9 protein-coding genes are annotated in these 9,641 nt (G+C 60.6%); 3 read left to right on the plus strand and 6 right to left on the minus strand.

Going from position 1 to position 9,641, the window contains the following annotated elements:
* Window positions 1-13: 13 nt before the first annotated feature.
* A complete protein-coding gene (locus tag ACRER8_RS20965) occupies window positions 14-1,021 on the minus strand; it encodes an AraC family transcriptional regulator (protein WP_431748105.1) in 1,008 nt (335 codons plus the stop codon).
* 133 nt (window positions 1,022-1,154) lie between these two features.
* Here ACRER8_RS20965 and ACRER8_RS20970 point away from each other — a divergent pair, with 133 nt between their 5' ends.
* Window positions 1,155-1,466 (plus strand): Mpo1-like protein, encoded by a 312-nt coding sequence (locus ACRER8_RS20970; RefSeq protein ID WP_431748106.1) that lies wholly within the window; start codon window positions 1,155-1,157, stop codon window positions 1,464-1,466.
* Window positions 1,467-1,595: 129 nt separating this feature from the next.
* On the opposite strand, the gene ACRER8_RS20975 is transcribed toward ACRER8_RS20970, so the two are convergent.
* The 5 genes from ACRER8_RS20975 to recQ form a co-directional block, all read right to left on the minus strand.
* The gene (locus ACRER8_RS20975; protein ID WP_431748107.1) at window positions 1,596-2,495 is read right to left on the minus strand and encodes a bestrophin family protein; all 900 of its coding nucleotides are present in this window, start codon (window positions 2,493-2,495) and stop codon (window positions 1,596-1,598) included.
* A 3-nt stretch (window positions 2,496-2,498) separates the two neighbouring features.
* Entirely contained in the window at window positions 2,499-2,798 is a 300-nt protein-coding gene (locus ACRER8_RS20980) for a SelT/SelW/SelH family protein (RefSeq protein WP_431748108.1), read from the minus strand.
* A gap of 3 nt (window positions 2,799-2,801) precedes the next feature.
* Window positions 2,802-5,114, minus strand: a complete 2,313-nt coding sequence (locus ACRER8_RS20985; RefSeq protein WP_431748109.1) for a FimV/HubP family polar landmark protein — start codon at window positions 5,112-5,114, stop codon at window positions 2,802-2,804.
* 137 nt (window positions 5,115-5,251) lie between these two features.
* Window positions 5,252-5,686 (minus strand): MarR family transcriptional regulator, encoded by a 435-nt coding sequence (locus ACRER8_RS20990; protein ID WP_431748110.1) that lies wholly within the window; start codon window positions 5,684-5,686, stop codon window positions 5,252-5,254.
* A 281-nt stretch (window positions 5,687-5,967) separates the two neighbouring features.
* The gene (recQ, locus tag ACRER8_RS20995) at window positions 5,968-8,094 is read right to left on the minus strand and encodes a DNA helicase RecQ (protein ID WP_431748111.1); all 2,127 of its coding nucleotides are present in this window, start codon (window positions 8,092-8,094) and stop codon (window positions 5,968-5,970) included.
* Window positions 8,095-8,306: 212 nt separating this feature from the next.
* On the opposite strand from recQ, the gene ACRER8_RS21000 reads away from it, so the two are divergent.
* On the plus strand, window positions 8,307-8,894 hold the full coding sequence (locus ACRER8_RS21000) for a UPF0149 family protein (protein WP_431748112.1): 588 nt from the start codon (window positions 8,307-8,309) through the stop codon (window positions 8,892-8,894).
* A 10-nt stretch (window positions 8,895-8,904) separates the two neighbouring features.
* Window positions 8,905-9,315: a YbaN family protein gene (locus tag ACRER8_RS21005; RefSeq protein WP_431748113.1), complete on the plus strand. Its 411-nt coding sequence runs from the start codon at window positions 8,905-8,907 to the stop codon at window positions 9,313-9,315.
* The last annotated feature ends 326 nt before the right edge of the window (window positions 9,316-9,641 follow it).

Consider the following 9,641-nt stretch of genomic DNA (forward strand, 5'->3'; position numbering starts at 1 on the left):
GGGAGATCGGCACTTAAGCGATCGCCTTCCTGATTCGATATTCCCCCGGCGTCTCGTCGAACCAGCGGCGGAACGCCCGGAAGAAGTTACTCGGATCGGCGAAACCCAGCAGATAAGCGATTTCCAGCAAGGTCATCTGCGGTTGCGCCAGGTACTGCTCGGCCAACTCGCGCCGGGTGTCGTCGAGCAAGGTCTGAAAACTGGTGCCCTCCTCCTGCAAACGACGCTGCAGGGTGCGCTGCGACAGGTGCAGGCTCTGGGCCACCGCTTCGCGCTTGGGTTCACCCTGGGGCAAGAGTCGGCACAGCACCTGGCGTGCCTGATGGGTCACGCGAGTGCTGGCAAACCGTGCCAGAAACTCTCCGGCAAAACGATCGTGCAACCTGGCCATCGCCTCGTCCGCCGTGGGCAGCGGGGCTTCCATGTCCGCGCGTTCGAATACCAGAGCATCGTACGGAGCGTTGAAGGCCAGTGGCGCGTGGAAAAACTTTTTATAAGGATCGATGTTCTTCGGCTGATCGCCCTGGATCAGCACCTGACGCGGCTGCAATGGGCGCCCGGTCAGCCAGCCGCAGAAGGCCAGCGCGAACGCCAGAGAAGCTTCGGCGCTCTGCCGCGTCGGGGGTAAGAGATCGCCGTGGACTGTCAGAATCAGCGCATAGCCTTCGGGAAGCAGTCGGAAACTCAGGTCGGCGCTGTCGGCGATGATGCGCTGGTAACGCACCAGCCGCTCGAAGCCCTCTTTCAGGGTGCGGCTGGACATCAACGCATAGCCGGCCACGCTGAAAGACGCTGGGCGCACGACCCTGGCCATGTTCAGCCCGAGCGCCGGATTCCCGGAAAGCTCCACCGCGCGGGTCCATAGTCGAGTCATGGAATCCTGAGGAAATCGCGCGTCAGGGTTTTCCAGATCCGCATACATCAGGCCCAATTCCTTGAACAAGGCCCGACAGTCCAGGCCGTCCATTTCAAGGGATTTGACAATCCCCATCGCCCAGCTTGAAGAAGTCGTTTTTTCCATGGCCACTTCTGGATTCGGATCAGCCGCCCCCTGCGACTGATAGCCCAAGGATACTACGTTGGCACCCATTGTCACTGACTGCCGGAACGGCTCGGCTAGACTCAAGTCATTGAACCTCTGAGAGACGACCGCTGTGGATAACGTTAAAACGTTCGAGGGTTTCGCCGACTTTTACCCCTATTACCTGCAGGAGCATCGGGACAGCACGTGCCGACGCCTGCATTTCATCGGCACCACGCTGGTCCTGCTGATCATGGCGACCGCCGTGCTGAGCGCCAACTGGCTGCTGCTGTGGGTTTTGCCGCTGGCGGGCTACACGTTCGCCTGGGTTGGGCATTTCTTTTTCGAGAAGAATCGTCCGGCCACCTTCAAGCATCCGTTCTACAGTCTGCTGGGCGATTTCGTAATGTATCGGGACATGCTCAGGGGGAAGGTGCCGTTCTGATACCGGCTTATCAATCTGCCTTATGGGGTATTTGGAGATGCGACACCCCGGCCCATCTGACGAATATCGGGATGCAAGCCGCACGAAAAACGGAGCGCGACTGCTGCACCGATTCTCGAAACGGACCGATCAGCTCAACACAAACTCCACCGGCTCCAGCAACGGCGGCAGTGGCCGCACGTCCAGCGCATCGAGGACGTCGCGCTCTATGACGCGCACCAGCGCATCCAGCGGCAGGTCGTTTTCGTCGTAGCCGAAGGGGTCTTCCAGTTCGTTACCGATGGCATCCAGACCGAAAAAGGTGTAGCTGACGATGGCCATGAACAACGGCGTCATCCAGCCCAGCGGTTCGGCCATGGCGAAGGGCAGGAGAATGCAGAACAGGTAAATCGTACGGTGCAACAGCAGGGTGTAGGGGAACGGCAAGGGAGTATGTTTGATGCGGTCGCAGGTGGTCACGACCCGGCTCAGCACGCTCAGGTGATTGGCCAGCAGCGTGTAACGCCACTCGTTGATCTGCCCGGTTTCACTGGCCTGCGAACATTGCCGCCCCACCTCCCGCAGAACCCTGTCGCAGAAATTGGCGCTGTCGGCAGGCGGCAAATGACTCAACCAGGGCTGCGCGGCTTGTTGCACATCGTGGCGACGTAAAGTGGCATTCAGCGCATGGGCAAAGCCGCACAGATCGCGCAGGATGCTGCTGCGTACCGCGTCGTCCTTGATCACCTGAGTTTCGCGAATGATCGATCGGGTTTCCGTGATTACATCCCCCCACGCCTTGCGCGCCTCGTACCAGCGGTCGTAGCAGGCGTTGTTGCGAAAGCTCATGAAGATCGACAGCGAAAGACCCAGCAGGGTGAATGGCGTGGCGCTGACCTTGGCGAAGTAATCCGGGTGCAGACTCTCGATCAGCACGATGACCGCCGCCAGCAGCGTCACCATCACCGCGCGCAACGCGATACGCCGGGCAATCGAGCCCTTCAGCGCGAGCAGGACATTGAGCAGATTGGGATGAGGTCGAACGATCATCAGTCAGTCCGCGCGCGGGCTGGCACCGCGGTCGTTATGACCGAGATCGCGATCAGGATCGATATGGTCGCGCACCCGCTGTTTGAGCACCTTGGCTTCGGGAAAACCGCCATCGGCCTTGCGCTCCCAGATCTGCACCTCGTTGCAGGTGATGCGGAACACGCCACCGGTGCCGGGGATGAGCGAGACCTTGCCCAGGTCGTCGCCAAAGGTGCTGAGCAGTTCCTGCGCCAGCCAGGCTGCACGCAGCAGCCATTGGCACTGAGTGCAATAGGTGATGCTGATTTCTGCCTTGCTGCTCATGGCTCAGCCCAGCCCCGCCAGCAGGTCGCGGGCGGTTTGTTGCGGGCCGTCGTCGGAATCGTCGATCACTTCCTGCAGCAGACGGCGGGCGTCGTCGATATTGCCTTCGTCGATCAACACCTGCGCTTCGTTGATCTTGCTCAAGGGCTCTTCTTCCTCCAGATCCATCAGGTCGAATTCGGTGTCATCGGTCATGAAGCTGTCGAGGAACGCGTCGTCCATCAGATCGCTGTTGCTTTGGGCGACTGACTCCGGCTCTACCTCGAATTGCAGCTCGACCTCTGGCGTCTCTTCATCCTCGGCGAAATCGCTGAGGAACTGCTCTTCGGGCATTTCGAAGACTTCCGGCAACTGCGTGAGATCCGAAGCGAAAGTGGGGTCCAGCTCAGGTTGGGCGTCTGCGGCAGGTTTGCGCGGTGCCGGGGTGGTCTCGAATGGATCGACCAGATCCCAGTCGGCGTCCATGGACAAGTCATCGAGATTGAGCTGGAAGTCGTCGGCTGGATCAGGGTTCAGCGACGCCGCTGCGTTCTCGTCCAGCTGGGCATGCGCTTTTTCACTGGCGAGTGCTTCGTCTGCAGCGACTGCCGCGATCACTCCAGCCGCAGCTATCGGGGCGGCGACTGTGGCCGGTGTATCTACAGGTGCCGCAGCGATTGGCGCAGATACCGTTCTGAGCTTCGGATAACGGGCCCGGATTTCCTGGAGTTTTTGCGGTTCGATACCTTGGTTCAACAACACTTTTTCTTCTTCATCGAACCCGGCGATATCACCTTGTTCACCGAGCAGTTCGAGGATGCGTATACGCACGTCGGTGCGTTGCGGTTGTCGCTCCAGTGCCTCGCGAAGGATCGCCTGCGCCTCGGCAAAACGACCATAGGCGATGTAGATGCTGGCGCCGTCCAGGGCGTCGGTCGCCGCCCCCGCCAGACGTTGGCCCGCAGGCGCGGCAGCACTGGCACTCGGCGTGGCGGCGGCGACCGGGCGGGGCGTAACTGCCGGAACTTCGAATACCGGCGTCACCGTCGCCTGCGCGGGTTTGACGATTGGCTCGACAAATTCTGGCTCCAGTGCCAGCTGATTTTTGATCCGGTTGCGCCGCACTGACCAGGCCAGCGCCAGCAGCAGAACCAGAAGCAATAGCCCAGCGGCAATTGTCGTCCACGGCAGGTCGTCGTCTTCAACGGGCGGGGCGGCAGGGCGTGCGACAGGCGCCACCGGTTTGGCAGCAGGCTCGGTCTTCTGGACCGGCGCATTGGCAGGCGCAGCCGCCGGAGCCGTCACCGGAACAGTCGCGGGAGCCGGTCTGGAGGCCAATGCCTTCATCTCCGCCAGTTGCGTCTGCAATTCGATGATCTGCTTGTTCTTGGTCGCGTCGTCCTCGGCGACTTGCCTGACTTGCCCTTTCAGGTCCTCGACGGTCTTGGCCAGTTGCTGGTTTTCCATGGCCGTGGCGGTCAACTGCTCGCCAGTGCCCTGTTTCGCGGCAGGCGTTACAGGCGAGGCCGCAGATGCAGGAGCATTTGGCGCAGCAGAGGCTGTGGAGGCGGGCTTGGGTTCAGTCGCGCTGTCTGGCAGCAGCAGGCTTTGGCCGACCTTGAGCTGGCTGCGTTCACCGTTGGGGAAGGCCTGCGGGTTGAGCGCCTGAATGCCGCTGATCAACTCAGCGCTGGAAGCCTTGCTGCCCGGTGTCTGAACCCGCCGTGCGAGGCCAGCCAGGGTGTCACCGGAGACGACGGTATAGTGCTTGCCCTGCACCGCTTTGGGAGGTGCAACGGGGAGCCGGGATTGATCGGTTCTATTCTCTGTCGACGGAGATTGCGCACGGCTGCGGGTTGCAGCCAGGCCAGCAGGTGAAGTCGGCGGATCCAGCAACACAGTGTATTCGTGCAACTGATCGCCGTTGGGACGAGCCAGCCGCACCACGAAGTCCAGATAAGGCTCGGTCACCGCCTTGTGCGATTCAACATGCACCACGGCACGGCCACCACGAATAACCGGGGTGAAACGCAGGTCGTTGAAAAAGAACACTCGCTCGACGCCGGCTTTGGCAAATTCTTCTGCCGGAGCAAGCGTCACCACGATCTCTTCAGGGCTCAGACCGGCAGCCTCGATCAATTCGATGTCAGCGTTGAAAGGCTGACCCAGCGCCGAATGCAACGTGATATCGCCAAGGCCGAGCGCCGCCGCCATGGAGCTGTGCAGCAGGGACGCCGAGGCAACTGCCAACGTCAGCAACCCTGCGCGAAGACCCGACTGAACGCGAAATGACCCGTGACTCTCGCGCCGACTACCGGCCTGAAGACTCTTCAGCATGCGAACCCTTATGAGGCAGGCTTCCCTGCAAATTTCTTTTTGCGGACACCATGCCCGAGCAAAATCAGTATGGGTGCAAATAGAACAGGATGTTTCGACAGGTTCAACGTATTTGTCGCAGGCATTGAGCCATATCGTCAGGATTTTTCCAGATTGGCCAGAATTTTCGAGTGGACGTGGAGGCATACGCGCAGGTCTTCATCATCGATGCCCTCGAACAGCTCATGGCGCAGTGCGGTGGCGATGGTCTCGATCTTCTCGATCAGCGGCCGGGCGGTGTCGCCCAGCAGTATCTTCTTCGCACGACGATCTTCCAGGACCGCTTGACGCCGAACCAGCCCCTGACTCTCCAGACTGTCGAGCAAGCGGGCCAGGGTCGGCCCCTCGACGCCCACGCTTTGCGCCAGTTCGCGTTGGGTCGGCGGCTCTGCGAATCGTGAAAGGTGCAGCAGAACCAGCCAGCGCGCCTGGGACAATCCCAGATCAGCCAGGCGGCGGTCAAGCTCGGCACGCCAGCCTCGGGACAGATTGGCCAGCTGCATGCCAAAGCGGTGTTCTTCTGTTAACGGCATAGGTAACTCAATGGTTAAAGACTATTGCTAATTAATAGGCAGCTAATCATGGAGATACCGGCGAGGCAAGTAGCCAGATGTGGTGTTTCGTCGCACGAAAGCGCGGCAGACCGGAGTGCGGCGCATTTGGCGTGGGGTAAATGGGGTCTTCACAGATTGTCGGTGCGACGCTGATCGAGTAGGAGCCGGCTTGCTGACGAACCCGGTGGTCAGGCAACACATCCGTCGTTGACCCGCCGCATTCACCAGCAAGCCGCCTCATACAGCGAGATCGGCCGAGGCTAAACCTCAAACTCGGACTGCAACGCCGCGCGCACGCAGTACAGCACGCCCTCAGGAACGCGGCCGGTAAACATTTCAGCGATGGCGACCACCGGCGGCAGTTCGCCCTCACCGTCAAGAAAGGCGTCCTGAATCTCGCTGAGCAGGTCTTCCGGCAGATCCAGCGCCTGATCCAGCGACAATTGCTGCTTGCCAATCGCTTCGGCCAGCATTGTGTAGACGTTCTTTTCCGAGCACTGCAACTGACCGGCGATCTGCATCGGGGTCATGCCGGCGCGGGCCAGGCTGATCAGCTCGTGGCGCAGATCGGTAACCACCCGGGGCGCAGGCGCCGTACCGCCGAGCACTTCCAGGAACGCCTCGCCATACCGCTCCAGCTTGCGCGCGCCGACGCCGCTGACCCGGCCCATTTCCGCCATGGTGCCGGGCTGGCTGCGCAGCATTTCCAGCAGAGTCGAATCCGGAAAAATGACATACGGCGGCACACCATGCTCCTCCGCCAGCTTGCGCCGCAGCGCGCGCAGGGCTTCCCACTGTTCGCGCTCTTCGCCACGTACCAGTTGGCTGGCCGGACTGCCCGAGGCTTTTGGCGTGGTCTGGGGTTTGAGGTCACGACGCAACTGCAAGCTGACCTCGCCGCGCAGCAGCGGGCGGCATGTATCGCTCAGCCGCAGTCCGCCATAGCCTTCAAGATCAATGTCGGCCAGGCCGCGGGCTACCAATTGACGAAACAGGGAGCGCCAATCGCTTTCACTACGACCTTTGCCGACGCCGAAGACCGCCAATTTCTGATGGCCGAAGCTCTGCACCTTGTCGTTTTCCTTGCCCAGCAAAACGTCGACCAGATGCCCGACGCCATAGCGCTGACCGGTGCGGTAAATCGCCGACAACGCCTGGCGCGCGGGTTCGGTGGCATCCCAGGTCTGCACGCCATCGACGCAGTTGTCGCAATGCCCACAGGGATTGGGCATGTCTTCGTCGAAATAGGCGAGCAGCGCCTGACGTCGACAGCGGGTTTCTTCACATAAGGCCAGCATGACATCGAGCTTGTGATGCTCGACGCGCTTGTGGCGCTCGTCACCTTCGGAGTTCTGCAGCATCTGCTTGAGCATCAGCACGTCCTGCAGCCCGTAGGCCATCCAGGCATCGGCCGGCAGACCGTCGCGCCCTGCCCGGCCGGTTTCCTGATAGTAGGCTTCCAAGGATTTGGGCAAATCCATGTGCGCCACGAAACGCACGTTGGGTTTGTCGATGCCCATGCCGAAAGCGATGGTCGCAACCATGATCAGGCCTTCTTCATTAAGGAAGCGACGCTGATTCTCGGAGCGGGTCTCGATGGGCAGACCGGCGTGGTACGGCAGTGCCGGGTAGCCGTTGTCGCTGAGAAACGCGGCGGTTTCCTCGACCTTCTTGCGCGACAGGCAGTAAACGATGCCTGCATCGCTGCGGCGCTCGGAGAGAAACGCCAGCAGCTGTTTGCGCGGCTGTTCCTTGGGCACGATGCGGTAAAAGATATTCGGACGATCAAAGCTTGAGAGGAAACGCTCGGCGTTCTGCAAATGCAGGCGCGTGACGATCTCTTCGCGGGTGCGCTTGTCAGCGGTGGCAGTCAGGGCGATGCGCGGCACGTCCGGAAACAGCTCGGCGAGTTGCCCAAGTTGCAGGTATTCCGGGCGGAAGTCATGACCCCATTGCGAGACGCAGTGGGCTTCGTCGATGGCGAACAGAGCGATCTTCAGATTTTGCAGAAACGCCAGCATGCGTGGCTGAACCAGTCGCTCTGGTGCCAGATACAGCATTTTCACTTCGCCCAGGCGGATCCGGTTGGCCAGATCGCGCTGTTGTTCGGCGCTCAGGGTCGAATTCAGTGCGGCAGCAGACACGCCGAGTTCTTCGAGCGTCGCCACCTGATCGTCCATCAGGGCAATCAACGGAGAAACGACTACTGCCAGCCCATCGCGCAACAGGCCGGGCACCTGAAAGCACAGGGATTTGCCGCCGCCGGTCGGCATCAGCACCAGAGCATCACCACCATTGGCCACGCGCTCGATAATGGCACCCTGGCGACCACGGAAGCTGTCGTAGCCGAAGATGTCTTTAAGTACGCGTTGAGCCTGGTCGAGCATAAATACCCCGGATGGTGCCGCAGCAGCGGGTGAAGATTCGCTGTCGAAAATCGCAAAGCGCGGCAGTATACCGGAGCGCTTCAGACGATAGGACAGCGGTGACACCAGCGGTCGAAAATTAACGCAATGCCGATTCTGTAGGCCTCGCCGCTGGCGCGCGGAGCCCTCAGGGCCTAGAATTCAGCATCGTTTATTTCCAAGGTAGTCCTTCCATGTCCTTCGCTGAGCAATTACACCGCCTGCAAGCCTTCCTCGACGCCGATGAGCTGCATGACGAAGCGCTGGACTATGTAGCCGCGCATGGCTACCTGACCGCGCTGTCGATCTGTGCCGAAACGGTGCCTGACCGGGAATGGATCGACGCGCTGTTCGCCGAGCCGCCGCATTACGCCGATCAGGCCCAGCACGAGGAAATCGAATCCACGCTGATCAAGCTCAAAGAACACATCGCACGTCAGCTGGCGTCGGATGAAGAATTCGAGCTGCCTTGCGATCTGGACCTGGGCGACGACCCGGATGATTCGGAATTGCGCGGCTGGTGCATCGGGTTCATGGAGGGCGTGTTCCTGCGGGAAGCGGCGTGGTTCGAAAATGATGAGGAAGAAGTCAGCGAGATGCTGCTGCCGATCATGGTCGGTTCGGGTCTGTTCGATGAGCAGGCTGAGTTCGCCGATATCGCTGCCGATGCGAATCTGATGGATGACATGATCGTGCAGATTCCTGAAGCGCTGACCGCGCTGTATCTGTTGCTCCACGCGCCGGATGAAAAACCCGCGATCCTCAAGCCTCGCCATCATTGAGCCGGCGCCTATGGCGCATGGTAGCTCTGATGATTCACCCCGTACGAGTCGCTCCCGGCTCGTACGTTATTTTCTGCAAGGGGTCGGCTGGCTGAGTGTGGCGCTTGGCGTGATCGGGGTCTTTCTTCCGGTGTTGCCGACTACGCCTTTTCTTCTATTGGCCGCAGCCTGTTTTGCGCGCAGTTCTCCTCGTTTCTATCACTGGCTGGTCGATCATCCTCGGCTCGGTCCTTGGATTCGTGGGTATCTGGAGGGCAACGGGATTCCGCTGAAGGGGAAGGTTTATGCGATCGGGCTGATGTGGGTGAGCATCGGGTTTTCGTGCTGGCTGCTGCCGTCGGTCTGGGCGCGGGGGGTTATGGTGGTCAGCGCAGTGGGGGTGACGGTTTATATCTTGCGGCAGAAGACGTTGCGGCGGTGATGTTTGTTTTGCTCTTCGGGCTGGGTTTAGCGGCTCGGGGACGGTGTGAATAACCGTTATCGGGGGGTGCTTGCGCCTAGCTAGGCCTCTCCTTCGTCCGGATTCCCTCACCCCGACGACGCTCCGTGCGCTCGGCCTGCGCCCAAGTCGCGATTTGCGGCGTCTGGGCCGCCGCGCAGGAAGAGCAAAAAGCAAAGCGTGCAGGCTGGAGCTAACGCTCTGCGCATTTCTAATGCCGAAGACACCTCTTCGCTACACCCCGATTTACTGTAGGAGCCGGCTTGCTGGCGAATGCGTGGGTCAGTCACAGATGTGTTGTCTGACAC

Origin of the sequence: Pseudomonas sp. (assembly GCF_050739935.1) — a bacterium.
Taxonomy (GTDB): Bacteria; Pseudomonadota; Gammaproteobacteria; order Pseudomonadales; family Pseudomonadaceae; genus Aquipseudomonas.

Excerpts from the sequence above, each read along its gene's own strand:
- ACRER8_RS20965 (WP_431748105.1), bottom strand. The coding sequence starts at position 1,021 with ATGGAAAAAACGACTTCTTCAAGCTGGGCGATGGGGATTGTCAAATCC.
- ACRER8_RS20975 (WP_431748107.1), bottom strand. The coding sequence starts at position 2,495 with ATGATCGTTCGACCTCATCCCAATCTGCTCAATGTCCTGCTCGCGCTG.
- ACRER8_RS20980 (WP_431748108.1), bottom strand. The coding sequence starts at position 2,798 with ATGAGCAGCAAGGCAGAAATCAGCATCACCTATTGCACTCAGTGCCAA.
- ACRER8_RS20985 (WP_431748109.1), bottom strand. The coding sequence starts at position 5,114 with ATGCTGAAGAGTCTTCAGGCCGGTAGTCGGCGCGAGAGTCACGGGTCA.
- ACRER8_RS20990 (WP_431748110.1), bottom strand. The coding sequence starts at position 5,686 with ATGCCGTTAACAGAAGAACACCGCTTTGGCATGCAGCTGGCCAATCTG.
- recQ (WP_431748111.1), bottom strand. The coding sequence starts at position 8,094 with ATGCTCGACCAGGCTCAACGCGTACTTAAAGACATCTTCGGCTACGAC.
- ACRER8_RS21000 (WP_431748112.1), top strand. The coding sequence starts at position 8,307 with ATGTCCTTCGCTGAGCAATTACACCGCCTGCAAGCCTTCCTCGACGCC.
- ACRER8_RS21005 (WP_431748113.1), top strand. The coding sequence starts at position 8,905 with ATGGCGCATGGTAGCTCTGATGATTCACCCCGTACGAGTCGCTCCCGG.